Source organism: Xenorhabdus sp. KJ12.1, from assembly GCF_963876495.1.
Classification (GTDB): Bacteria; Pseudomonadota; Gammaproteobacteria; order Enterobacterales; family Enterobacteriaceae; genus Xenorhabdus; species Xenorhabdus stockiae.
The window spans coordinates 37,745-62,166 of sequence record NZ_CAWNQH010000070.1; the positions used below are offsets into that span (position 1 = coordinate 37,745).

At 45.1% G+C, this 24,422-nt stretch carries 22 protein-coding genes and 1 rRNA gene; 17 read left to right on the forward strand and 6 right to left on the reverse strand.

The window, feature by feature from the left end; translation table 11 throughout:
* Positions 1-186 precede the first annotated feature (186 nt).
* Positions 187-399, forward strand: coding sequence for a 50S ribosomal protein L31 (gene rpmE / locus AACS92_RS10965; RefSeq protein WP_099111252.1), 213 nt, complete (start codon positions 187-189; stop codon positions 397-399).
* A gap of 136 nt (positions 400-535) precedes the next feature.
* On the opposite strand, the gene metJ is transcribed toward rpmE, so the two are convergent.
* The gene (metJ, locus tag AACS92_RS10970) at positions 536-853 is read right to left on the reverse strand and encodes a met regulon transcriptional regulator MetJ (protein ID WP_099111253.1); all 318 of its coding nucleotides are present in this window, start codon (positions 851-853) and stop codon (positions 536-538) included.
* Between the two features lie 289 nt (positions 854-1,142).
* Between metJ and metB the strand changes: the two genes are divergently transcribed.
* The 4 genes from metB to AACS92_RS10990 all read left to right on the forward strand — a co-directional run bounded on the left by metB (position 1,143) and on the right by AACS92_RS10990 (position 8,120).
* Positions 1,143-2,321: a cystathionine gamma-synthase gene (gene metB, locus AACS92_RS10975; protein ID WP_099111254.1), complete on the forward strand. Its 1,179-nt coding sequence runs from the start codon at positions 1,143-1,145 to the stop codon at positions 2,319-2,321.
* Between the two features lie 9 nt (positions 2,322-2,330).
* Entirely contained in the window at positions 2,331-4,766 is a 2,436-nt protein-coding gene (locus AACS92_RS10980; protein WP_099111255.1) for a bifunctional aspartate kinase/homoserine dehydrogenase II, read from the forward strand.
* A 456-nt stretch (positions 4,767-5,222) separates the two neighbouring features.
* Complete coding sequence (gene ppc / locus AACS92_RS10985; RefSeq protein WP_099111256.1) at positions 5,223-7,859, forward strand: phosphoenolpyruvate carboxylase; 2,637 nt, start codon at positions 5,223-5,225, stop codon at positions 7,857-7,859.
* A gap of 27 nt (positions 7,860-7,886) precedes the next feature.
* Positions 7,887-8,120 carry a hypothetical protein gene (locus AACS92_RS10990; protein WP_099111257.1) on the forward strand — a complete coding sequence of 78 codons (234 nt, stop codon included), beginning with the start codon at positions 7,887-7,889 and terminating at the stop codon, positions 8,118-8,120.
* A 169-nt stretch (positions 8,121-8,289) separates the two neighbouring features.
* Here AACS92_RS10990 and metF read toward each other — a convergent pair whose 3' ends face one another.
* Complete coding sequence (gene metF, locus AACS92_RS10995) at positions 8,290-9,177, reverse strand: methylenetetrahydrofolate reductase (protein ID WP_099111258.1); 888 nt, start codon at positions 9,175-9,177, stop codon at positions 8,290-8,292.
* Between the two features lie 334 nt (positions 9,178-9,511).
* Here metF and AACS92_RS11000 point away from each other — a divergent pair, with 334 nt between their 5' ends.
* Positions 9,512-9,862 carry a type II toxin-antitoxin system RelE/ParE family toxin gene (locus tag AACS92_RS11000; RefSeq protein ID WP_099111259.1) on the forward strand — a complete coding sequence of 117 codons (351 nt, stop codon included), beginning with the start codon at positions 9,512-9,514 and terminating at the stop codon, positions 9,860-9,862.
* Between the two features lies 1 nt (position 9,863).
* On the forward strand, positions 9,864-10,163 hold the full coding sequence (locus AACS92_RS11005; protein ID WP_099111260.1) for a helix-turn-helix domain-containing protein: 300 nt from the start codon (positions 9,864-9,866) through the stop codon (positions 10,161-10,163).
* Between the two features lie 38 nt (positions 10,164-10,201).
* Here AACS92_RS11005 and argE read toward each other — a convergent pair whose 3' ends face one another.
* Positions 10,202-11,359 (reverse strand): acetylornithine deacetylase, encoded by a 1,158-nt coding sequence (gene argE / locus AACS92_RS11010; protein WP_099111261.1) that lies wholly within the window; start codon positions 11,357-11,359, stop codon positions 10,202-10,204.
* A gap of 130 nt (positions 11,360-11,489) precedes the next feature.
* On the opposite strand from argE, the gene argC reads away from it, so the two are divergent.
* The 5 genes from argC (at position 11,490) to oxyR (ending at position 17,225) form a co-directional block, all read left to right on the forward strand.
* The gene (gene argC, locus AACS92_RS11015; protein WP_099111262.1) at positions 11,490-12,494 is read left to right on the forward strand and encodes an N-acetyl-gamma-glutamyl-phosphate reductase; all 1,005 of its coding nucleotides are present in this window, start codon (positions 11,490-11,492) and stop codon (positions 12,492-12,494) included.
* A gap of 69 nt (positions 12,495-12,563) precedes the next feature.
* Positions 12,564-13,337, forward strand: a complete 774-nt coding sequence (gene argB, locus AACS92_RS11020) for an acetylglutamate kinase (protein WP_099111263.1) — start codon at positions 12,564-12,566, stop codon at positions 13,335-13,337.
* A 102-nt stretch (positions 13,338-13,439) separates the two neighbouring features.
* Complete coding sequence (locus AACS92_RS11025) at positions 13,440-14,672, forward strand: argininosuccinate synthase (RefSeq protein ID WP_099111264.1); 1,233 nt, start codon at positions 13,440-13,442, stop codon at positions 14,670-14,672.
* A gap of 33 nt (positions 14,673-14,705) precedes the next feature.
* On the forward strand, positions 14,706-16,085 hold the full coding sequence (gene argH / locus AACS92_RS11030; RefSeq protein WP_099111265.1) for an argininosuccinate lyase: 1,380 nt from the start codon (positions 14,706-14,708) through the stop codon (positions 16,083-16,085).
* A gap of 222 nt (positions 16,086-16,307) precedes the next feature.
* On the forward strand, positions 16,308-17,225 hold the full coding sequence (gene oxyR, locus AACS92_RS11035) for a DNA-binding transcriptional regulator OxyR (protein WP_099111266.1): 918 nt from the start codon (positions 16,308-16,310) through the stop codon (positions 17,223-17,225).
* Here the strand turns inward: oxyR and sthA are convergent.
* A complete protein-coding gene (gene sthA / locus AACS92_RS11040; RefSeq protein ID WP_099111267.1) occupies positions 17,217-18,620 on the reverse strand; it encodes a Si-specific NAD(P)(+) transhydrogenase in 1,404 nt (467 codons plus the stop codon). The two genes, oxyR and sthA, sit on opposite strands and share 9 nt — an antisense overlap.
* Before the next feature lie 209 nt (positions 18,621-18,829).
* On the opposite strand from sthA, the gene fabR reads away from it, so the two are divergent.
* Together fabR and AACS92_RS11050 are read left to right on the forward strand one after the other, a co-directional pair.
* Complete coding sequence (fabR, locus tag AACS92_RS11045) at positions 18,830-19,522, forward strand: HTH-type transcriptional repressor FabR (protein ID WP_228858013.1); 693 nt, start codon at positions 18,830-18,832, stop codon at positions 19,520-19,522.
* A 25-nt stretch (positions 19,523-19,547) separates the two neighbouring features.
* On the forward strand, positions 19,548-19,922 hold the full coding sequence (locus AACS92_RS11050) for a YijD family membrane protein (protein WP_099111268.1): 375 nt from the start codon (positions 19,548-19,550) through the stop codon (positions 19,920-19,922).
* A gap of 88 nt (positions 19,923-20,010) precedes the next feature.
* On the opposite strand, the gene trmA is transcribed toward AACS92_RS11050, so the two are convergent.
* On the reverse strand, positions 20,011-21,111 hold the full coding sequence (gene trmA, locus AACS92_RS11055; protein ID WP_099111269.1) for a tRNA (uridine(54)-C5)-methyltransferase TrmA: 1,101 nt from the start codon (positions 21,109-21,111) through the stop codon (positions 20,011-20,013).
* A 177-nt stretch (positions 21,112-21,288) separates the two neighbouring features.
* Here trmA and btuB point away from each other — a divergent pair, with 177 nt between their 5' ends.
* Both btuB and murI read left to right on the forward strand, forming a co-directional pair.
* Positions 21,289-23,136 (forward strand): TonB-dependent vitamin B12 receptor BtuB, encoded by a 1,848-nt coding sequence (btuB, locus tag AACS92_RS11060; RefSeq protein WP_099111270.1) that lies wholly within the window; start codon positions 21,289-21,291, stop codon positions 23,134-23,136.
* Positions 23,081-23,959, forward strand: coding sequence for a glutamate racemase (murI, locus tag AACS92_RS11065; protein WP_099111271.1), 879 nt, complete (start codon positions 23,081-23,083; stop codon positions 23,957-23,959). The genes btuB and murI overlap by 56 nt, the downstream gene beginning before the upstream one ends.
* Here murI and AACS92_RS11070 read toward each other — a convergent pair.
* The gene (locus tag AACS92_RS11070) at positions 23,956-24,177 is read right to left on the reverse strand and encodes a hypothetical protein (protein WP_153044782.1); all 222 of its coding nucleotides are present in this window, start codon (positions 24,175-24,177) and stop codon (positions 23,956-23,958) included. The genes murI and AACS92_RS11070 overlap by 4 nt on opposite strands.
* Positions 24,178-24,328: 151 nt before the next feature.
* On the opposite strand from AACS92_RS11070, the gene AACS92_RS11075 reads away from it, so the two are divergent.
* Positions 24,329-24,422, forward strand: a 16S ribosomal RNA gene (locus tag AACS92_RS11075); the annotation flags it as partial.

Sequence of the window (24,422 nt, forward strand, 5' to 3'; positions counted from 1 at the left end):
ATGGCAAACATATAAACAAAGAGTATCATAGCAACTCAGCAGATTTCATTGCGCAATAAAACGATATTCTGTATGATCCGCCGCCTTTGGTATCAAAATTACCGAACTTATTTTAATCAACACGACGTGTGGTGTCTGGCGGCAATAAGGCCGGATAGCGACACGGCCTTAACAGAGGTTTTCCCCATGAGACAAGGTATTCACCCTAAATACGAAGAAATTACTGCATCCTGTTCTTGCGGTAACGTTATCAAAATCAAATCTACCGGTCACGATGTGAACTTGGACGTTTGTGGTGCATGCCACCCGTTCTACACTGGTAAGCAGCGTGACGTTGCGACTGGTGGTCGTGTTGATCGCTTTAACAAACGTTTCAGCGTTCCAGGTGCTAAGAAGTAATTCTTACTGCCAACAAAAACGCCCGGTTATATGCCGGGCGTTTTTGTTTTAAACGAATGCAATTTTAACTGCCTGCATCTGATTGATTTCAAGTCGCAGTACAGCCTATAAACAACGACTTGAGATAAAAGAGATATCAATATTCCCAAGTATCGGGATCGATCCCACACTCGCGCATTATCTCTTTGGCTGCTTCAGGAATTTCATCATGACGCTCTTTGCGTAAATCGTCGTCATCAGGCAGAGGCTGTCCGGTGAATGCATGGAGAAATGCTTCGCACAGTAATTCGCTATTTGTTGCATGACGCAGATTATTTACCTGACGGCGGGTGCGTTCATCAGTCAGTATCTTCAATACCTTTAATGGAATTGAAACCGTAATCTTTTTGACTTGTTCACTTTTTTTGCCATGTTCAGCATAAGGGCTGACATACTCACCATTCCACTCAGCCATGAGATACCTTAAATAGTTTTAAATCAAGCAATTGAAATCAGAAATAAAAGAAATTATTTCTGAACTATGTTCGTGTCGATAATTCTGCATTTTAGCATATTTCCCCTATCGACTATATCGCTACGGTTAAGGATTTCAGAAAATATGCCCTAATCTGACATCAAAACAGGGGTAATAGACGGATTGTATTATTAAAGCGCAAATCTTTTTGGATGTCTAGATGTATTGACGTCTATATTTCTGGAGGTTATTCTTCTGTCACTCCTAAAATACAATAATGGGTAGAGCTATGGGGTTTAAACAAATAGCAGGTTGTAAACAAGCAACGGCTGCAGTTCAAAGTGGTATCAATGTTGACGAACAATATGGCTGTGTTGTTCCTCCCGTCTATCTTTCCAGTACGTATAATTTCACGGGATTTAATGAACCCAGAGCGCATGACTATTCCCGGCGCGGTAACCCGGGGCGTGATGTTGTCCAGCAGGTTCTGGCTGAACTGGAAGGCGGTGCAGGGGCTGTGATGACCAGCAGTGGGATGTCAGCGATCCACTTGTTATGCACGGTATTCTTACAGCCGGGAGATCTTCTTGTGGCTCCCCATGATTGCTATGGCGGGAGTTATCGCCTGTTTGACAGTTTAAGTCGCCGTGGAGCCTACAATGTTATTTTTGTGGATCAGTCGGATGATGCAGCATTGAAGCAGGCTCTTGCCCAAAAGCCCAAACTGGTATTGATTGAAACACCCAGTAATCCGTTGCTGCGGATCGTGGATATCCGGTACATCTGTGAACTGGCTCGTGAAACCGGTGCATTAACGGTAGTCGATAACACATTTCTGAGTCCCGTCTTACAGAAACCACTGGATTTGGGGGCAGATTTGGTTATTCATTCCTGTACAAAATACCTGAATGGGCACTCTGATTTAATTGCTGGTGCGGTGGTTGCTAAAGATCCCTCCATTGCCGAGGATTTGGCATGGTGGGCGAATAATATCGGCGTAACAGGCGGGGCTTTTGACAGTTATTTGCTGTTGCGGGGAATTCGTACATTATCAGCCCGGGTACTTCTACAGCAAAATAATGCGGTTGCCATTGCGGAATATCTGCAACAACAGCCACAGGTGAAAAAACTCTATTATCCGGGGCTGAAAGATCATCCGGGCCATGAAATAGCACGCCAACAGCAGGCCGGATTTGGTGCGATGCTGAGTTTTGAACTTGCTGGTGATGAACAAACAATGCGTGGCTTTTTATCTGGGTTAAAATTATTTACTCTGGCCGAATCGCTGGGTGGTGTGGAATCATTGATTTCTCATACTGCAACGATGACACATGCTGGTATGTCGGCAGAAGCAAGGAAACAGGCGGGAATTACGGATTCACTTCTTCGTATCTCGGTGGGAATAGAAGACAGTCAGGATTTAATTGCTGATCTGGATAGTGCATTTCAGGCAGCGGCAACGAGGTAAGCATTCATTATGGTTGAACTGGCAATAGCGGGGGCGGAATCTGGCCGCCAGTTACATAAATTTGGCGGTAGCAGCCTTGCAGACGTGAAATGTTATAAGCGGGTTGCGGATATTATGGCGAACTACAGCCAGCCGGGTGATTTGATGGTGGTATCGGCGGCGGGGAGTACGACGAACCAGCTGATTGACTGGCTGAAATTGAGCCAGAATGATCGTATTTCAGCGCATCAGGTTCAGCAGGCCTTACGGCGTTATCAGCAGGAATTAATCCGGGGATTGTTGCCAGAAGCTGCCGCCGAAACACTGATCGCAGATTTTGTTGCTGATTTGGAAAGGCTGAGTGCATTACTGGATAAACCGGTGAGTGATATTACCTACGCTGAAGTTGTTGGTCATGGCGAAATATGGTCCGCACGCCTGATGGCCGCAGTGCTTGAATCTCAGGGTATTTCCAGCGCATGGCTGGATGCGCGTCAGTTCCTGCGGGCTGAACGGGCGGCCCAGCCGCAGGTCGATGTTATCTTATCCCAGCCTTTATTGAGCCAGTTATTAGTTGAGAATTCTGATAAGCGTCTGGTGGTGACAGGTTTCATATCCAGTAACCATAAAGGAGAAACCGTACTATTAGGGCGCAATGGCAGTGATTATTCTGCTACCCAGGTTGGGGCATTGGCGGGTGCCAAAAAAGTGACTATCTGGAGTGATGTAGCCGGGGTTTACAGTGCTGATCCACGTAAAGTCAGCGATGCATGCCTGTTGCCATTATTGCGTCTGGATGAAGCGAGTGAACTGGCGCGTCTGGCTGCTCCTGTACTTCATACCCGAACATTACAGCCTGTTTCGCTCAGTGATATCGATTTGCAATTACGTTGCAGTTACCAACCTGAACAGGGTTCTACCCGTATTGAGCGGGTTCTGGCATCCGGGATGGGAGCAAAGATTGTAACCAGCCACGATGATGTCTGTCTGATTGAGTTACACCTTTTTTCGTCCCTTGATTTTAAACAAACCTATAAAGATATCGACTCATTGCTGAAGCGTGCCCAAATCAGGCCGTTGGCGACGGGGCTACATACTGACTGCAATTTGATCCAGCTTTGTTATACCTCTGAAATAGTTAACAGTGCCCTTGATGTATTACAGGATGCCTCTTTGCCGGGAAAACTTTCCTTGCGCGAAGGGTTTTCGCTGGTGGCGTTGGTCGGGGCAGGAGTATGTAAAAATCCGTTACATAGCCACCGTTTTTATCAGCAGCTTAAAGACCAGCCGGTTGAGTTTATCTGGCATGCTGAAGATGATATCAGTCTGGTGGCTGTACTGCGCTTGGGCCAGACATCTCATCTGATTCAGGGATTACATCAGAGTTTGTTCCGGGCAGAAAAACAGATCGGTTTGGTTCTGTTTGGAAAAGGTAATATTGGTTCACGCTGGCTGGAGCTGTTTGCGCGTGAACAGAAAAATATCTCAGCGCGCAGTGATTTTGAATTCATTCTGGCAGGCATTGTTGATAGTCGCCGAAGCCTGCTGAATTATCAGGGGATTGATGCAAGCCGGGCATTAGCATTCTTCAATGATGAGGCCACCACTCATGCAGATGATGAACTGTTTTTGTGGATGCGGGCACACCCTTATGATGATTTGGTCGTACTTGATGTGACGGCGAGTGAAGAGTTGGCGGGTAACTACATCGATTTTGCCAGTTATGGTTTCCATGTGATTAGCGCTAATAAGGCTGCCGGTGCCTCCGACAGTAATACTTATCGCATGATCCGGGATGCTTTTGCAAAGACTGGCCGTCACTGGTTATACAACGCAACTGTTGGTGCAGGGTTACCCATTAACTATTCTGTCAGGGACTTACGGGAAAGTGGCGATACGATCCTGTCTATCAGTGGGATTTTCTCTGGCACACTATCGTGGCTGTTCCTCCAATTTGACGGTACAGTTCCTTTCAGCGATCTGGTGGAACAGGCATGGCAACAGGGGCTAACAGAGCCTGATCCCCGCATTGATCTTTCCGGTCAGGATGTGATGCGTAAGCTAGTGATTCTGGCTCGTGAGGCTGGCTATGAGATTGAGCCGGATCAGGTGCGGATAGAGTCACTTGTACCACCAGAAGCCAGCGTTGGCTCGATTGACGAGTTTTTTGAAAACAGCTCAGCTATCAATGAGCAAATGCAGAAACGGTTGGAAGCTGCGCGTGAAATGGGCATGGTACTGCGTTATGTGGCGCGCTTTGATGCCAAAGGTAAGGCTAAAGTAGGGGTAGAAGCGGTGCGTTCAGAGCATCCTTTAGCCTCGTTATTACCGGGGGACAATGTGTTCGCCATAGAAAGCCGCTGGTATCGTGATAATCCTCTGGTCATTCGTGGCCCGGGCGCAGGGCGTGATGTCACGGCCGGTGCGATTCAGTCAGATTTGAATCGTTTATCGCAACTTTTATAGTAATCCGCACGTTCTATCAGAATATTTGATTTATGCCTGTTCCCTCTTTTATTTTTGATTGGAGCAGGCTCACGTAGCCCCCATTTACCAGCAAAAGTTCGTTGTTTTTCCTTCATTGTTGGGAATTTTCAAAGCCAATAGTCTGACTCAGGTTAAAGAAAGTTTTGAACAAAATTTCATAAAATCCGCCCAATTTGTTTGTTTTCTGATATGAATAGTAGATTAAATATACCCAATGGATTTCAAGTTGCATCGCGGCGGCCAGGGAATGACAAATTCGTCGGGAACGAATTTGCCCAGCCAAAGGCTGGCCTCCGGTGAGAGGCAGGAGCCTCTCAGTAATCCCCGGGAGCATAGATAACTATGTGACCGGGGATTACTGAGTGCAGCCAACAAAGAGGCAGCTTGAAAGGCGAAGGGTAAACATGCATACAGCAACACAAGGTCAGGACTCACATGAATCAACAATATTCCGCAATGCGAAGTAATGTCAGTATGCTTGGTACGATACTGGGAAACACGATCAAAGAGGCTCAGGGAAAGGATATTCTTGATAAAGTTGAAACGATAAGGAAGCTATCCAAATCATCCCGTGCCGGAAATGACGCTGATCGCCAGCAACTGTTATCGACACTGCAAAATTTATCTAATGATGAATTACTGCCGGTTGCCAGAGCGTTTAACCAGTTTCTTAATCTGGCCAATGCTGCTGAACAATATCACAGCATCTCACCGCATGGTGAAGCAGCCAGTAACCCGGTTGCATTAGCAGCACTCTTTGAACGGCTGAAAAGTAAAAACTTCAATAATGATGATTTGGTTCAGGCGGTCAATGAACTTTCCATTGAACTGGTGCTGACCGCGCATCCGACAGAAATTGCCCGCCGCACTCTGATCCATAAACTGGTTGAAGTGAATACTTGTCTGGCACAGCTGGATCATGATGATTTGGCTGATTACGAGCATAACAATATCATGCGTCGTTTACGCCAGTTGGTTGCTCAGTCCTGGCATACTGATGAAATCCGCAAGATCCGTCCTACCCCGATTGATGAAGCGAAATGGGGTTTTGCGGTAGTGGAAAATAGCCTGTGGGAAGGTGTTCCTGCGTTTTTGCGTGAATTCAATGAGCAATTGGAAGAATCTATCGGTTACAGCTTACCGGTAGAGTCTGTGCCAATCCGTTTTACTTCCTGGATGGGAGGCGACCGGGATGGAAATCCTAACGTCACCGCAGAAGTTACCCGCCATGTGCTGTTACTTAGTCGCTGGAAAGCCGCTGACCTGTTTCTGAAGGATATTCAAGTTCTGGTATCCGAGCTTTCGATGTCGGAATGTACGCCAGAGCTGCGCCAGCTGGCAGGAGGAGATGAGGTTATCGAGCCTTATCGTGAAATTGCTAAACAGTTGCGTACTCAATTAAATAATACGCTGGCATATCTGGAAAAACGCCTGAAAGGTGAACAGGTTATCCCTCCCGCAGATTTATTGCTGCATAACGATCAATTGTGGCAGCCGCTCTATGCCTGTTACCAGTCTCTGAAAGCCTGCGGTATGGAAATTATCGCCGATGGTCAGTTGCTGGATATTCTGCGTCGTATCCGTTGTTTCGGTCTGTCACTGGTTCGCATTGATATTCGTCAGGAAAGTACCCGTCATACTGATGCTATCGCCGAGCTGACCCAATATCTGGAAATGGGCGATTATGCGAGCTGGTCAGAAACAGAGAAACAGGCCTTTTTGTTACGTGAACTGAATTCAAAGCGCCCATTAATTCCTCGTCACTGGCAGCCAAGTGCAGAAACTCAGGAAGTATTGGAAACCTGTAAAGTCATTGCAGAATCGCCACCGGATGCGATTGCCGCCTATGTGATTTCTATGGCGAAAGTCCCTTCAGATGTACTGGCAGTGAAATTACTGCTAAAAGCTGCGGATTGTTCATTGTCATTACCTGTTGCACCATTATTTGAAACGCTTGATGACCTGAATAACGCGGAAAGTGTGATCCAGCAATTGCTCCATATTGAATGGTATCGTGAACTGATTCAGGATAAACAAATGGTCATGATTGGCTATTCTGACTCAGCAAAAGATGCGGGCGTGATGGCAGCATCGTGGGCGCAGTATCGTGCTCAGGATGCACTGATCAGAGTGTGTGAAAAAGAAGGTGTGAAACTGACACTGTTTCACGGCCGGGGAGGAACAATCGGACGTGGTGGTGCTCCGGCACATTCGGCATTACTTTCTCAGCCGCCGGGCAGCCTGAAAGGAGGGTTGCGTGTAACAGAGCAGGGAGAAATGATCCGCTTCAAGTTCGGCTTGCCACAGGTGACGATTAGTAGTCTGGCAATGTACGCCAGCGCCATTCTGGAGGCGAACTTACTGCCACCGCCAGAGCCGAAACCTGAATGGAAGCAGATCATGGATACGCTTTCCGATATTTCCTGTGATATGTATCGTGATTACGTCCGCGAGCAGCCGGAATTTGTGCCTTATTTCCGTTCGGCAACTCCTGAACAGGAACTGGCGAAATTACCGTTAGGCTCGCGCCCTGCCAAACGCCGTCCGACAGGTGGAGTAGAAAGCCTGCGCGCCATTCCGTGGATTTTCGCGTGGACGCAAAACCGCCTGATGCTTCCGGCATGGCTGGGTGCAGGGGCTGCATTACAGCATGTGATAGAGGCTGATCAGCAGGATACTTTGTCGGAAATGTCTCGTGACTGGCCATTTTTTACGACGCGTATCGCTATGCTGGAGATGGTTTTTGCCAAAGCTGATTTATGGTTGGCGGAATATTATGACCAACGTTTGGTTGATAAAAAACTGTGGCCGCTGGGTACGAAACTGCGTAATCAACTTTTAGCCGATATCGAGACTGTTCTGGCTGTTTCACGTGATGGGCAACTGATGGCGGATCTACCGTGGATAGCGGAATCCATCGCATTACGTAATGTTTATACAGACCCGCTGAATGTTTTACAGGCAGAGCTATTACAGCGTTCCCGCCAGCAGGAACAACCTGATCCTCGCGTAGAGCTGGCGCTGATGGTAACAATAGCAGGGGTTGCGGCAGGGATGCGCAATACAGGCTAGTATTTCGTTTTCTTGATGAGAAAAAGGGTGAAACCGGATGGGAAACTGTCCGGTTTTGCTTATTGTATCGGTAGTCCATTTAAACATAAATTACAGGGAGTGAATTCGCTTATTACCTATCTGTCCAATATGCTTGCTTCTCTGTCAGTGGGTATGGTGATGAGCGATCAGGCTGGGTGGTATATCCTGAATATTGTTAGTATGGTTATTATTGTTGGATTTGTGTTTTGGTTTATTTCCAGAAATAACAGGATGTGCTGATGGGAAATTGCTCATATTCTGTGTGATTTAAAACCAAATGGATGAACTTCTTGATAAATGGGATGCGTTTTGCTGGGGAAGAGACACAGATTTACATCGTCACCGTTTGATTGTAATCAGTAAGGAAGTTTTGTCTTCGCCGAACTAAAGAGTTCGGCGGAAATGAAATTTAACAAGGGCGAACCCCTAATGTATGGCAGATTGCATAACTCAATTCCGCTCGGTTAAGCGTATAAAAATGGAAATCTTTTACTCCTTCACGGCTCAGAATTTTCACCATATCCATTGCTATTGAAGCGCCCACTAAGCTGCGGCTTTCAGGGTCATCATCTAATCCTTCAAACATTCTGGTCATCCAGCTTGGGATACGAACATTAGTCATAGTCGCAAACCGCTGTAGCTGACGGAAGTTAGAGACAGGCAAAATGCCCGGCACGATTTCTACATCAATTCCTGTTGAAACACAGCGATCACGAAAACGAAGATAACTTTCCACATCAAAAAAGAATTGAGTAATAGCGCGATTGGCACCGGCATCAATTTTTCTTTTCAGGTTAATCAGGTCAGATTGCGCACTTTTTGCTTCGGGATGGACTTCCGGATAAGCCGCCACGGAAATATCAAAATCAGCCTCTTTTTTTAAGAGCTCAACCAAATCAGCACCGTACATTTCAGGTTTACTACTGCCATTTGGTAAATCGCCACGCAAGGCCACAATATGACGAATCCCGCTACTCCAGTAATCGTGGGCGATGTTACACAATTCTTCACGGTTGGCATCAATACAAGTTAGATGAGGCGCAGCTTCAAGGCCTGTTCTGTCTTTGATGCCCTTAATGATGCTATGAGTACGATCACGCTCACCAGAATTAGCTCCATAAGTCACGGAAACAAACTTAGGCTTAAGTTTGCTTAGACGGTCAATTGACTTCCACAGGGTCTGTTCCATTTCAGCCGTTTGGGGGGGAAAAAATTCGAAGGAAACACGAATTTGACCTTCTAGTTCAGCCAGATTCTGATTTAGTGCCTCTTGATGATTAGCGTGAAAGAAACTCATACCCTGTACCCTCGTGAACGACGGAGTTTTTCTCCGATTATATTTAGATGCTTAAGTGTTTATATGTCTATCCGTTTAGATGTCCAAATAGAATGAGCGAAGCGGGATTTTTAGTCAATTAGGAAATGGCTTATTTCCAGTGAGGAATATTCAGTGTGATCAGGAAAGAAATTCATGTTGGGAAAAAAGTGTTATTAAAAATGTGCTATTAACGAAACTGGGATGATTTTTGTACAAGATAGGTTGTGTTTTATAGACTATAATCTATTATGCGTTTATAGCCTACAGTCTATGATTAACTTGGAAAATTATAACTGTATAGAGGGAGTAGAATGTGTGGGAGTTAATAACAACAGAACTGTTTGACCAATGGTTTAATGTACAACCAGATGAATTACAAGAAAGTGTTTTGGCAGTAATGCATGTGTTAGCGCTCAAAGGACCAGTACTGGGCCGACCATTGGTTGATACATTGAATGGCTCCTGTTATCCGAACATGAAAGAATTACGAATCCAACATAATGGAGTTCCAATTCGTGCTTTTTTTGCATTTGATCCAAAACGTCAGGCAATTATTCTTTGTGCAGGTAACAAAGAAGGGCAGAATCAACGACTGTTCTATAAAGAGATGATTAGAATTGCGGATGAACAATTCAGAATTCATCTAGAAAATCTGGAGAGATGATATGGCTACGTTAAAAGAACTAATGGAAAAACGCAGTCCCGAGAGCCAAGAGAGAATTAAAGAAAAAGCAGCGGAGTTGTTGCTTGAAACACAACTATATCAAATTCGTGAAACGTTAGAGCTTTCACAAACTCAGGTCGCAAAAAATTTAGGTATTGCACAGTCATCAGTTGCTGCAATCGAGCAACGGGGAAATGAATTAAAAATTTCCACACTCAAAAAGTACATTGAGTCTATGGGGGGAGAAATGACCCTTGGTGTTAAATTACCTAATGGCGATTCAATGAATTTTTCTATTTAAAATAAGTGGGACCGTGGTCCCACTCCGAAAAATGAGCTTTAACCCACACCCAAGCAAAAATGCTCCACAATCTGGGCGATCAGTTTCCTTGTCGGCTCAATCATCGACACTTCTATATATTCATCAGGTTGATGGGCCTGCTCAATAGAACCCGGCCCCAGAACTATTGTCGGGCAGAGTTGCTGAATAAAAGGCGCTTCCGTACAGTAATTGACGGTTTCTGCTTTTTTTCCCAACAGTTTTTCGATAACACCTACCAGCTTGTGATTGGTCGGACACTCATAACCGGGAACGGGAGGATGAAGTTCTGTCACATTCAGGCGTCCCGGCCAGCGTTGCTTGACGGGTTCCAGTGATTCATTCAGTGCTTCATTCAAATCCTGTAATGTCAGGCCGGGTAGCGGGCGAATATCCATATGCAGTTCACAGCAGGCACAGATCCGGTTAGCTGCATCACCACCGTGGATATGACCGAAATTCATGGTGGGATACGGAATAGCGAAAGCCGGATTATGGTAACGCTCCTGCAAGGTATGACGTAATTTCATCAGCTGTGTGATGGATTCATGCATCAAATCAATGGCGTTAACACCCCGCGCCGGATCACTGGAGTGCCCTGACTTCCCTTCAATACGGATAGCATGGGCAACATGCCCTTTATGGGCGCGGATTGGCTGTAGTGATGTCGGTTCGCCAATAATGGCAAAATCAGGTCGGATAGTTGCGTTTGCGGCAAAGTATCGGGCACCAGCCATTGAGGTTTCTTCATCTGCGGTTGCCAGAATATAGAGTGGGTGAGACAGTTTAGTAATATCAATATCTCGTATTGCATCAATGATAAAGGCAAAGAAGCCTTTCATATCAGCAGTTCCCAGACCGTATAATTTGCTATCACGCTCTGTCAGTGTGAATGGATCTTGAGTCCAGCGCCCGGCATCAAATGGTACAGTGTCTGTATGACCGCATAAGAGTAACCCTCCAGACCCACTCCCTAACGTTGCAAGCATATTAAATTTTCCGCGAGATTCCGGCACAGGCTGAACCTCAATTTCAAAACCAATCTGTTTCAGCCAGTCAGCCAATAGAGAGATAACAGATTCATTACTTTGATCTAGCTCCTCATCCACGGCACTGATGGAAGGTGCTGCGATAAGCTGGCGATATAACTCAATAAACGTTGGTAATTTAATATTCACTGTTGACAGCCCTTATTCAAGATAGTATCAATATTAATGCAATTTAATTGAATATAAATTCAATTGTGTAATCGGGTTACTACATTGGGTTAATACAATACATTGGGTTAATACAAGGTGAATAAATCCCATGCTTAATACGCTGATAGTTGGTGCCAGTGGCTATACCGGAGCGGAGTTAGCAGCATGTCTGCAACGCCATCCTTATATACATCTTGCGGGTCTGATGGTTTCTGCTCAAAGCTCTGATGCCGGAAAGTGCTTGTCAGAACTTTACCCACAGTATAAAGGAACCCTTGATTTACCTTTACAACCGTTAACTGATGTGGCTGAAGCCGCAAGCGGTATTGATATCGTTTTCCTTGCTACCGCACACGAAGTCAGCCATGACATTGCTCCGGAATTTCTACAGGCAGGCTGTATCGTATTTGATTTATCTGGTGCCTATCGCGTACAAAATACACTGTTTTATTCAGAATACTACGGATTTGAGCATAAAAATATCGATTGGCTTGAGCAGGCAGTATATGGGCTGGCGGAATGGCAGGCGGAGAAAATTAAAACAGCTCAGCTGATCGCAGTTCCGGGTTGTTACCCTACGGTTTCACAGCTTTCGCTGAAACCACTGCTGGAAGCTGGTTTGCTGGATACCGGACAGTGGCCCGTTATTAATGCTGTCAGTGGTGTGAGTGGGGCCGGGCGTAAGGCGTCGATAAATAACAATTTCTGTGAAGTCAGTTTGCAGCCTTACGGTGTTTTCAATCATCGCCACCAGCCGGAAATTGCTACACATTTAGGGACAGATGTGATTTTCATCCCCCATTTAGGCAATTTTGCGCGAGGGATCTTAGCTACGATTACCTGCAAGCTGAAAGCCGGTATCACAGAAGAACAAGTCAGGCATGCCTATCAACAGGCTTATCACGATAAACCACTTATTCGGCTCTATGAAAAAGGTGTTCCTGCCCTGAAAGGGATCGTCGGGTTGCCATTCTGTGATATTGGTTTTGCTGTACAAGGCCAGCATCTGATTATTGTCGGGGCTGAGGATAATCTTCTGAAAGGTGCAGCAGCGCAGGCCGTGCAGTGTATGAATATTCGCTTCGGGTTCGAAGAAACTCAGGCGTTACTTTAATTCAATGTGTTTTGAATTCAGAGCTTTTTTATTTCAGAGATTATTTGATACCGACAGAGGATAAATCTGATGGAGCCATTAGTTATCAAGTTGGGTGGGGTGTTATTAGATAGTGATGAAGCGCTGGTACGATTATTTTCCACATTGCAGTTATATCGAAAAACGCATAAACGCCCTTTAGTCATTGTACATGGGGGCGGTTGCTTGGTTGATGAACTGATGCAGAAATTACAGTTGCCGATTACCAAGAAACAGGGCCTGCGTGTAACGCCAGCAGATCAGATCGATATTATTACCGGGACACTGGCTGGCACAGCTAATAAAACCTTACTCTCCTGGGCGATAAAATACCGTTTACCTGCGGTTGGTCTATGTTTGGGTGATGGCTGTGTTGTGAAAGTTTCTCAGTTTAACGAGGAATTTGGTCACACGGGCATGGCTTCTCCCGGTAATCCGGATTTGCTGAAAATCTTACTGGATATCGGTTATATCCCCATTATTAGCTCTATTGGTATTACAGAAGACGGCAAATTAATGAATGTGAATGCAGATCAAGCTGCTACAGCTGTCGCACAGTCACTGGATGCCGATTTAGTTTTTCTGTCAGATGTCAGCGGCATTCTGAACGGAAAAGGCAACAAGATCCCTGAAGTATCAGAAAAAGAAATACAGCAGATGATTGAACAGGGTGTGATTACTGACGGCATGGTTGTGAAAGTCCATGCGGCACTGGAAGCCGCAAAAACACTGGGGCGTCCGGTGGATATCGCCAGCTGGCGTTATGCTGACCAACTGATTGCTCTATTTAATGGTATATCCGTTGGCACTCGCATTCTGGCATAACCATTCTGACATAACAGAGAATGAAAGCGGTTTTGACTGATTAACAGCATGGCACCTTTCTGATGAAAACTTGCTGGTGAATAAAAGTAAAAGGCTACCTCTATGACAACGACGACTACTTCGGTAAAAAACAGTATTAAAAAGATTGTGCTGGCATATTCTGGCGGTTTGGATACTTCTGCCATCATTCCGTGGCTGAAAGAACATTATGGCAACTGTGATGTTATTGCATTTGTCGCCGATGTTGGTCAGAGCCGTGAAGATTTGGATGGTATAGAACAAAAAGCATTACGTTCCGGCGCTTCAGAATGCCATATCGCTGATCTGCGTGAAGAATTCATTAAAGAATATGTTTATCCGGTACTGAAAACCGGAGCATTGTACGAAGGCAGTTATTTGCTCGGTACTTCAATGGCTCGCCCGATTATTGCCAAAGCGCAGGTTGAACTGGCCCTGAAAGTGGGTGCTGATGCACTGGCGCATGGGGCGACGGGTAAAGGGAATGATCAGGTTCGTTTTGAGAGTACCTATACGGCATTGGCTCCACATCTGAAAGTCGTCGCTCCGTGGCGAGAGTGGGATTTGCGTTCCCGCGAGGCGTTGTTGGATTACCTGAAAGTCCGTGATATTCCTACTACGGCAACACTGGAAAAAATTTACAGCCGTGATGAAAACGCGTGGCACATTTCCACCGAAGGTGGTGTATTGGAAAATACGTGGAATGCAGCGAATAAAGATTGTTGGGAGTGGACTGTAGCGCCGGAAGATGCTCCTGACGAACCTGAATATCTTTCTGTCACTGTTGAGAAAGGAGAGGTTGTCGGAGTCAATGGGAAGATACTGTCGCCATATCAATGCCTTAATGAATTGAATGAGCTGGGTGCTAAACATGGTATTGGCCGGATTGATATTGTGGAAAACCGTCTGGTCGGAATGAAGTCCCGTGGCTGTTATGAAACACCGGGAGGAACCATCATGATGGCGGCTCTGCGCGGTATTGAACAATTAGTTCTGGATCGTGACAGTTTTAAATGGCGTCAGCAGCTGGGTCTGGAGATGTCTTATGTTGTTTACGATGGGCGCTGGTTTGTGCCGCTGCGTCAGTCTATTCAGGCTGCGGCAGAGATGCTGGCTGAGAATGTCAGTGGTGAAGTGATCCTGAAGCTGTATAAGGGGCAGGTGACAGCCACTCAGAAAACATCTCCTTATAGCCTCTACTCTGAAGAGTTTGCTACTTTTGGTGAGGATGAAGTCTATGATCACAGCCATGCTGAAGGGTTTATCCGCCTCCATTCGCTTTCTTCCCGCATTCGTGCGCTGAAAAGCAAAAAGTAATTTCCGGCTAATAAAAAGAAGAGGAATGCAATTATGGCACTTTGGGGTGGGCGCTTCAGTCAGGAAGCTGATCAGCAATTTAAGCAGTTTAATGATTCCCTGTGTTTTGATTATCGTCTGGCAGAGCAGGATATTTTTGGCTCTGTCGCATGGTCAAAGGCGCTGGTCACAGTTAGTGTTCTGACATCTGAAGAGCAGCAGAAGCTGGAGTTGGCGTTGAATGCATTACTGGATGAAGTGAGAACCAACCCAGAGGCTATTTTGCAAAGCGATGCGGAAGATATTCATAGTTGGGTGGAAGGCCAGTTGATCGCAAAAGTTGGGGATTTAGGCAAAAAACTGCATACAGGACGCAGCCGTAATGATCAGGTCGCGACTGACCTGAAGTTGTGGTGTAAGGATCAAATAGCGGATATCCGGCAGGCTCTGACAGCATTACAACAGGCATTAGTGATTACGGCTGAGAATAATCAGGATGCCGTTATGCCGGGGTATACTCATTTACAGCGGGCGCAGCCGGTGACTTTCGCACATTGGTGTCTCGCATATGCAGAAATGCTTGCCCGTGATGAAAGCCGTTTGCAGGATACTTTAAAACGGTTGGATGTCAGCCCGTTGGGATGTGGTGCGTTAGCGGGAACGGCTTATGATATTGATCGGGAACAACTGGCTTCATGGCTTGGTTTTGCCTCAGCAACCCGTAATAGTTTAGACAGCGTGTCAGACCGTGATCATGTGCTGGAACTGCTGTCAAATGCCAGCATCAGTATGATCCATCTTTCACGTTTTGCCGAAGATCTGATTTTCTTCAACAGTGGAGAAGCGGACTTTATTGAATTATCGGATCGGGTAACGTCTGGTTCCTCTTTGATGCCTCAAAAGAAAAACCCTGACGCACTGGAACTTATCCGCGGTAAATGTGGCCGGGTACAGGGTGCATTGACTGGTATGATGATGACATTAAAAGGGCTGCCTCTCGCTTATAACAAAGATATGCAAGAGGATAAAGAAGGGCTGTTTGATGCGTTAGATACTTGGCGGGTTTGCCTGCATATGGCAGCAATGGTATTGGATGGCATTCAGATAAAACGTGAGCGTTGCCGGGAGGCAGCAAAGCAGGGCTATGCTAATGCTACGGAATTAGCCGATTATCTGGTGGCAAAAGGTGTCCCATTCCGTGAAGCACATCACATTGTTGGTGAAGTAGTGATTGCTGCAATAAAGAAAGGTAAGGCGCTGGAAGAGTTATCATTATCTGAATTACAAAAGTTCAGTGAAACTATTTCAATCGATGTATACGATATTTTATCGTTACAGTCCTGTCTGGATAAACGTCTGGCAAAAGGTGGTGTGGCACAGAAACAGGTAGTGCTGGCTATTACTGAGGCAAAGCAGAGGCTACATCTCAGCTAACTGAAACCCCTCTGAGTACATAACTTCCCCGGATCAACGAATTGGGCTGCCTGCTTATTGCGGTGGTCCGATTTATCTATTTTTTGAATGAATTCCGTCATTTTTTATCAGGTAACTGTATAAAAAAACTGAAATCACAACGAATTGATAGTTTTCTCCTCTCATGCATATAATGATTTATTGATCAATTCTATCATTGATACCAAAACAATGAGGTTGGGAATGAATATCCGCGATTTGGAATATCTTGTGGCACTTGCTGAGTATCGGCATTTTCGCAGGGCTGCTGATTCTTGTCATGTCAGCCAGCCGACGCTCAGTGGGCAGATACGCAAACTTGAGGATGAGTTGGGCGTAATGCTGCTGGAACGCACAAGCCGCAAGGTCTTGTTTACACAACAGGGGATGTTGCTGGTGGAGCAAGCCAAGACGGTATTGCGAGAAGTGAAGGTATTACAGGAAATGGCTTCACTTCAGGGTGAAAGTATGTCCGGCCCATTACATATCGGTCTCATTCCAACCGTTGGTCCTTATCTCCTGCCATTGATTATTCCTGAACTGCATAAGTTGTTCCCCAAACTGGAAATGTACCTACACGAAGCCCAGACCCAAAACCTGCTGGCCCAGCTTGATAGCGGGAAGCTGGACTGTGCGATTCTGGCCGCAATAAAAGAAACGGAAGCATTTATTGAAATTCCTCTCTTTAAGGAACCCATGAAGCTTGCGGTCTATGAAGAACATAAATGGGCAGAGCGGGATAAGATCAATATGAGTGAGCTGACTGGTGAAAAGTTATTGATGCTGGAAGATGGTCATTGCTTACGTGATCAGGCAATGGGGTTCTGTTTTCAGGCCGGAGCCAAAGAAGATACGCATTTCAGGGCAACCAGTATGGAAACATTGCGTAATATGGTAGCGGCAGGGAGCGGCATCACTTTGTTGCCTGACTTGGCTGTTCCAAAAGAGAAAAAGCGTGATGGGATCTGTTATCTTGAGTGTCATAATCCCTTGCCGGAACGTTCTGTGATTCTGGTTTATCGTCCCGGCTCACCTCTGCGTAATCGCTATGAGCAACTGGCAGAGGCGATCCGAACCAGAATGAGGAATTATTTCGATATCAGTGGAACAACATCAAAATAACCGGTTCAGTCCATTAAGGGCAGCAACGCGATAAGCTTCGGCCATTGTCGGATAGTTGAAGGTTGTATTAACGAAATATTCGATACTATTACCTTCACCTTTTTGTTCCATAATCGCCTGACCGATATGAATAATCTCCGCTGCACGTTCGCCAAAACAGTGAATACCGAGGATCTGTTTTGTCTCGCGGTGGAATAATATCTTGATGCTGCCTACATTCATCCCTGCAATCTGTGCTCTGGCCAGATGTTTAAACTGGGCTCGTCCCACTTCATACGGAACTTTCATCGCTGTTAGTTCCTGCTCAGTTTTACCCACAGAACTGATTTCAGGGATGGTATAAATGCCCGTTGGAATATCGTCTACCAGATACTTTTCGGCATTCTCAGCTCCGGTCATGATGGCTTTTGCTGCAATGTGCCCCTGATTGTAGGCGGCAGAAGCGAGGCTGGGATAACCAATAACATCACCAACAGCATAAATATTTTCATTGCTGGTTTGGTAGACCCGATTTACTTTCAATAAACCACGGCTATCAGTTTCCAGCCCGACGTTTTCCATCCCGAGTTTATCTGTGTTACCGGTTCGTCCATTGGCATACAGCAGACAATCTGCTTTAACTTTCTTGCCTGATTTCAGATGGATAATGACGCCATCTTCAAGACCTTCAATCTTTTCATATTCTTCGTTATGGCGGATAACAATACCGCTATTCCAGAAATGATAAGACAGCGCGTCAGACATTTCCTGATCAAGAAATGACAGCAGATGGTCACGGGTATTGATCAAATCGACCTTCACACCCAACCCCCGGAATATAGAAGCATATTCGCAACCAATCACACCCGCGCCATAAATAATGACATGACGTGGTTCATGATCCAGTTCCAGAATAGTATCGCTGTTATAAATACGGGAATGAGTGAAGTCGACATCGGGAGGGCAATAAGGGCGAGAGCCTGTGGCAATAATTATTTTGTCAGCACTCAATATATCTACACTATCATCAGCATAACGCACACTAACATGATGTTCATCGATAAAGGTGGCTTCACCGGCAAACATCTTACACCGATTGCGCTCATAAAACCCTTGCCGCATTTTAGTCTGCTGATTCATGACAACTTCGGCATGACGTAAAATTTCTGAAAACGAGGAGCGAAGAATGCGGGAGTTGTCACTGTAGAGAGGGTTTTGATTAAATTCAATAATACGACTGACAGCATGGCGGAGAGCTTTGGACGGGATAGTGCCCCAGTGGGTACAGCCGCCGCCAATATTGTTATAACGCTCTATAACTGCAACGTTTTTTCTTTGTTTTGCCAATCCCATTGCTGCCCCTTCTCCACCGGGTCCGGAGCCAATCACAATGGCATCAAAATGAGTATATTGCATAGAGGAAAGACCTGTTTTTACACAAAATAACAACTCTATATTAACATTGGTTGGCGTAATAACCTAATTAGCGTACGGTTTTTGTTTCCGATGTTGATATAAAACAGGGAAACATTGGTTAATATCTTTAAGAGAACAATCACAGCAAATGTAGCAGAATCTGATATATTTGCTGCATAGTATAGTCGAGTATGTATATCAGGATTGCTGTGAATAATGTAACTGGCGTCAGAGCGAAACAGAAAGAGAAAACCCGTCGTTCACTGATTGAAGCAGCATTTAGCCAACTGAGTGCTGAACGTAGTTTCACCAGCCTGAGTTTGCGGGAAGTGGCCCGGGAAGCAGGGATTGCACCGACTTCATTTTATCGCCATTTTCGTGATGTGGATGAATTAGGGCTGACGATGGTGGATGAAAGCGGCTTAATGCTGCGTCAGCTTATGCGTCAGGCTCGCCAGCGTATCGCAAAAGGTGGGAGTATCATTCGCACTTCTGTTTCAACCTTTATGGAGTTTATCGGTAATAACCCGAATGCATTCAGGTTATTGCTGCGTGAACGTTCCGGTACATCCGCTGAGTTCCGTGCAGCTGTCGCACGGGAAATCCAACATTTTATTGCAGAGCTGGCAGACTACCTTGAACAGGCCAGTCATATGCCTCGCCATTTTACCGAAATACAAGCCGAAGCGATGGTAACAATTGTGTTCAGTGCAGGTGCAGAAGCGCTGGATATTGATGAAGAAAAAAGACGTCGTCTCGAAGAACGTTTGGTATTACAACTGCGTATGATTTCCAAAGGTGCTTTTTACTGGTATCGGCGGGAGCAAGAAAAAACGGCTAACTTAAAAAATACTGTCCTAAAAACCGCTGTCTCTAAGACTTCTGTCCCTAAAACCCCTTGAACACGACTGAAAGGAGAACAACACGATGGAACAATATCGCCAGGATAAAAGCACAATGCTGCTGGCTCTTATCGTTGGATTGGCAACTCACGGCACTTTTTCAGCATTTTTTAATTCGTTGGTACCTTTTTCAATTTTCCCGATTATCACACTTGCACTATCTTTGTATTGTCTCCATCAGCGTTATTTAAATTATCCCATGGCTGAGGGATTACCAAAACTGGCTGTTGGTTGTTTCTTTTTAGGCCTTTTCGCCTATAACGCAATTATTCGGGTTAACCACCCAGAAATTGGCTCCAATTTCCTGTCTGTTGTGGTTGGAACGGCATTAGTCTTCTGGCTTTACAGGAAGATAAAAGGGCGCAGACAACAGGCAACTCTGTCAGAAAAACATAACTGATGACTGTTTGAGAAACATGTTATGAAAACGCCATAATAATCCGTTATGGCGTTTGTAAGGTAAAAACGGGTTGGTAGTAACAATAGAATTAATTGATTCTTTCCAGTAATACTCCACACTCCATATGGTGGGTATAAGGGAACTGATCAAAAAGAGCCAGCTTGCTGACTTTGTGGGTTTGCGACAATGTTTCCAGATTCTGGCAGAGCGTTTCCGGGTTACAGGAAATGTACAGAATGCGCGGGTATCCCTGTACCATTTTCACCGTTTCCTCATCTAAACCACTACGCGGTGGATCGACAAAAATGGTTTCACACTGATAACTCTTCAGGTCAATTCCCTGAAGACGGTTGAACTCCCGCTCTCCATTCATTGCCTGAGTGAATTCCTCTGCCGCCATACGGATAATCTGTACGTTATCAATCTGATTGGCTTCAATATTAAACTGCGCAGCAGCAACGGAAGGTTTAGCAATTTCCGTCGCCAGCACACGTTCAAAGTTCTGAGCTAATGCTAGAGAAAAGTTACCATTACCACAATACAGTTCAAGCAGGTCGCCTTTGGCATCTTTGGTGCTGTTAATCGCCCACTCCAGCATATGAATATTGATACTGGCGTTTGGCTGGGTAAAGCTGTTTTCAACCTGACGGTAAATCATTGTCTTACCGGCGACAGGTAGCTCTTCATCTATATAGTCATGATCAAGCATAATTTTGGTTTTTGATGCACGCCCAATAAGCTGAACATCAAAGCCTTCTGCTTTGAGCTGATCTCGTAATGCGGTTGCTTGTTCACGCCACTCATCCCCCAGTTTTTTATGGTAAAGGAGGGAAACAATGATTTTGTTGCTGCGAGTGGCGAGATAATCAGCCTGAAACAGTTTGTGGCGTAATACTGAATTATTTTTCACGCCCGCAATAATGGCCTGCATCATGCTATTAATGAGTTGGCAGGCAACGGGAAACTGATCAATCCGGATACGCTGCTTAGTTTGTTGATCAAACATAATGTGGTAGAGGTCATCTTCCTCATGCCAGATACGGAATTCTGCACGCATTCTGTAGTGAGATGCGGGGGAACGGAAAACTTCAGGCTCGGGCGCACTAAAGGAAACCATCATTTCTTTCAGACGATGGACTTTCTCCATCAATTGGTTTTCATAATCTTCCGTTGGCAAGAGATTCTGCATTATCTGGTTCTCGTATGATCACATTAAGAAAAATTTCCGAGCGGCATTGTAGGGAAAGTACAAAGGATGTCCAGTTTTCTGGTTCATTACCCGGCTTTTTTGATAGGAAGGTATTCTGGACACTATCCTGCCTTCATCGTAGCATGGCTCTTTAATAGTTAGACTCCATTCTCTCCCATGATAAATAAAAAACACACTTTTATATCCGCCACTTTCATGGTGGTGTTTTCTGGCTGGAGCAATTTCTCCGCCGCAGATAATCAGGACTCTCTGGTGGTGACAGCAAACCGCTTTAAACAGCCCGTTTCTTCTGTTCTGGCACCAGTAACGATTGTGACCCGTGACGAAATAGACAACTGGCAGTCAAATAGCTTGGTTGATGTATTGCGCCGTTTACCTGGAGTTGATATTTCTCAATATGGTGGAATAGGGCAGAGTTCTTCTTTATTTATACGAGGTTCAGATTCACGCCATGTTTTGATTTTGGTCGATGGTATTCGGTTAAATCAAGCAGGCATTACAGGCTCTTCTGACCTTAGCCAGATCCCGCTTAGTTTAGTGCAAAAAATTGAATATATTCGCGGTGCACGTTCTGCTGTATATGGCTCAGATGCGATTGGAGGAGTACTCAATATCATCACAACACGAGAGCATCAAGGGACGACACTCAATGCAGGGATCGGTTCGTATGGATACCAGAATTACAATGGTTCAACCCAGCAAAAATTGGGTGAAGATACCGCACTGAGTGCCGCAGCGGGCTATACCTATACCAAAGGATTTGATGTTGTCGCTGATGGCAGTACGGGTGGATACCCTCAGTCGGATCGTGACGGTTTTATGAGTAAGGCTTTGTGGTTGGGGATTAATCATCAGTTTAATGATCGGTTCAATGGATTTGTTCGCACTTCTGGATTTAATAACCGCTCGAATTATGATAGCGGTAATGATTGGGATTATCCATATGCCAGACCTGATACTCGTGAATTTTTCAGTCGTAGTTATGATGTAGGCATCCAATTTAATCAGGATGTGTATTCATCTCAATTGATTGCGAGTTATAGCCATGCAAAGGATTATAACTTTGATCCCAAATATGGTCGCTATGATAAGAGTTCTGGGCTAAGTAATTCTAAAAATTACAATATTCAGTGGGGTAATTCACTGAGTGTTGGTCATGGGGCAGTCAGTGGTGGCATTGATTGGCAAAGGGAATCTGTTGCTGCGGGTTCAAATTCTATTCTGGCAAAAAGAAATATTGATAATACGGGGTTATATTTAACCGCTCAGCAAAAAATTCATACAGTTATTGTCGAGGGTGCTGTTCGTTCGGATAAACATTCTGAATATGGTTGGAATACCACATGGCAAACAGCAATGGGATGGGAGTTCATTGATGGCTATCGTCTGATTGCTTCCTATGGAACGGCATTTAAAGCACCAACACTTGGCCAGCTTTATAGTAAGTGGGGAAATATAAATCTTAAGCCAGAACAAAGTAAGCAATGGGAAGGTGGTCTAGAAGGCCTTACCGGAACGCTAGGTTGGCGTTTAAGTGCTTATCGGAATGAGATTAGTGAATTTATCGGTTTTGAAAATAATCGTTATTACAACATTGCACAAACGACTATTAAGGGAGTTGAGTGGGTAGGAAATCTGGATACCGGAATATTCCAACATCAGCTTACATTGCAATATGTTGATCCACGTGATGGTAACCACCAACCATTGACTCGACGAGCTAAGCGACAAGTTAAATACCAATTAGATTGGGAAGCTCTGAATATTGATTGGGGAGTGACTTATCAATATTTAGGCCAGCGCTATGATACAAACACCAATACTTATAAGAGGACTCGTGTGGGCGGAGTCAGTCTATGGGATATCAACGGGTCTTATCCAGTCACTGAACGTCTGACAATCCATGCTAGAATAGCTAATCTGTTTGATAAAAATTATGAGACAGCGTATGGCTATCGCACTCCAGGACGAGAATACTTCATCACAGGCAGTTACAACTTCTGATTTAACTACATTCGATATAAAGAAAACCGCCCGCCCGACCATTCTGGTATTTGATTCCGGTGTGGGTGGTTTATCTGTCTATCAGGAGATCCGACAATTGCTGCCGGATCTCCACTATATATATGCATTCGATAATGAAGCCTTCCCCTATGGCGAGAAAACGGCAGAAGTCATTATTGAACGGGTTGTCAAAGTTGTGGATGAAATCCAGAAAAGACATCCATTAGCAATTGTCGTCATCGCCTGCAACACCGCGAGTACTGTTAGCCTGCCAGCTTTGCGTGAGCGTTTTTCTTTTCCTGTTGTGGGCGTTGTACCTGCTATCAAACCTGCCGCAAAGCTCACTTGTAACCGCGTGGTTGGACTATTGGCGACACGGGCAACAGTCAATCGTGACTATACTAAAGAACTTATCACCAGATTCGCTACAGATTGTCAGGTTCATGCTATCGGCTCTGCTGAGTTAGTCGAACTGGCAGAGCGAAAACTGCACGGCGAAACTATTCCTCTGGAAGAACTGGAAAAAATATTAAAACCGTGGCTGAGAATGAAAGAACCACCAGACACTGTTATTTTGGGATGTACTCATTTTCCTTTACTTGCAGAGGAACTGTCTCAGGTTCTGCCTAATGGCACGAGATTAATTGATTCAGGTGCTGCAATTGCACGAAGAACAGCATGGCTGATAAAAAATCGAGAAAATTTATCCGCAACGACAGAAAATAACTTAGCGTATTGCACCAAAATAGACGCTAATAGCGAGTCTCTACGGCCCGTTTTATATAATTATGGCTTCATTTCGCTGGAAAAACTGCCAACTTAAGTCAAATTTGGCGCAATAACCAGCAGTTGGTATTTTTTTTCAAAAAAACTATTGTCAGGGCCGAAAAACTCCCTATAATGCGCCACCACTGACCGACGCTGAGCTGAACACAGCCGCGCAGGCCAGCGGAAGGAAAGCGAAAATAAACGCTTGACTCCGGAGGCAAAAAGCGTAATATACGCAGCCTCGCAACCCGGACCGAAAGATTCGGTTGCCATGCTCTTTAACAAATTAATCAGACAATCTGTGTGGGCACTCGCAAGACACTATCGACATGCCGAAAGGCAAAAAAGATTCAAGTCTTGAAGAGTGACTGAACAGTTAATTCATTACGAACTAACAGTAAGAATTCTTTGAGCATCAAACTTTTAATTGAAGAGTTTGATCATGGCTCAGATTGAACGCTGGCGGCAGGCCTAACACATGCAAGTCGAGCGGTAACAGGAAGCAGCTTGCTGCTTTG

Excerpts from the sequence above, each read along its gene's own strand:
- murI (WP_099111271.1), top strand. The coding sequence starts at position 23,081 with ATGGCTATCGCACTCCAGGACGAGAATACTTCATCACAGGCAGTTACA.
- metB (WP_099111254.1), top strand. The coding sequence starts at position 1,143 with ATGGGGTTTAAACAAATAGCAGGTTGTAAACAAGCAACGGCTGCAGTT.
- AACS92_RS11025 (WP_099111264.1), top strand. The coding sequence starts at position 13,440 with ATGACAACGACGACTACTTCGGTAAAAAACAGTATTAAAAAGATTGTG.
- argC (WP_099111262.1), top strand. The coding sequence starts at position 11,490 with ATGCTTAATACGCTGATAGTTGGTGCCAGTGGCTATACCGGAGCGGAG.
- AACS92_RS10980 (WP_099111255.1), top strand. The coding sequence starts at position 2,331 with ATGGTTGAACTGGCAATAGCGGGGGCGGAATCTGGCCGCCAGTTACAT.
- argH (WP_099111265.1), top strand. The coding sequence starts at position 14,706 with ATGGCACTTTGGGGTGGGCGCTTCAGTCAGGAAGCTGATCAGCAATTT.
- rpmE (WP_099111252.1), top strand. The coding sequence starts at position 187 with ATGAGACAAGGTATTCACCCTAAATACGAAGAAATTACTGCATCCTGT.
- AACS92_RS11005 (WP_099111260.1), top strand. The coding sequence starts at position 9,864 with ATGGCTACGTTAAAAGAACTAATGGAAAAACGCAGTCCCGAGAGCCAA.
- sthA (WP_099111267.1), bottom strand. The coding sequence starts at position 18,620 with ATGCAATATACTCATTTTGATGCCATTGTGATTGGCTCCGGACCCGGT.
- oxyR (WP_099111266.1), top strand. The coding sequence starts at position 16,308 with ATGAATATCCGCGATTTGGAATATCTTGTGGCACTTGCTGAGTATCGG.
- argB (WP_099111263.1), top strand. The coding sequence starts at position 12,564 with ATGGAGCCATTAGTTATCAAGTTGGGTGGGGTGTTATTAGATAGTGAT.
- trmA (WP_099111269.1), bottom strand. The coding sequence starts at position 21,111 with ATGCAGAATCTCTTGCCAACGGAAGATTATGAAAACCAATTGATGGAG.
- AACS92_RS11050 (WP_099111268.1), top strand. The coding sequence starts at position 19,548 with ATGGAACAATATCGCCAGGATAAAAGCACAATGCTGCTGGCTCTTATC.
- AACS92_RS11070 (WP_153044782.1), bottom strand. The coding sequence starts at position 24,177 with ATGGCAACCGAATCTTTCGGTCCGGGTTGCGAGGCTGCGTATATTACG.
- btuB (WP_099111270.1), top strand. The coding sequence starts at position 21,289 with ATGATAAATAAAAAACACACTTTTATATCCGCCACTTTCATGGTGGTG.
- metF (WP_099111258.1), bottom strand. The coding sequence starts at position 9,177 with ATGAGTTTCTTTCACGCTAATCATCAAGAGGCACTAAATCAGAATCTG.
- ppc (WP_099111256.1), top strand. The coding sequence starts at position 5,223 with ATGAATCAACAATATTCCGCAATGCGAAGTAATGTCAGTATGCTTGGT.
- metJ (WP_099111253.1), bottom strand. The coding sequence starts at position 853 with ATGGCTGAGTGGAATGGTGAGTATGTCAGCCCTTATGCTGAACATGGC.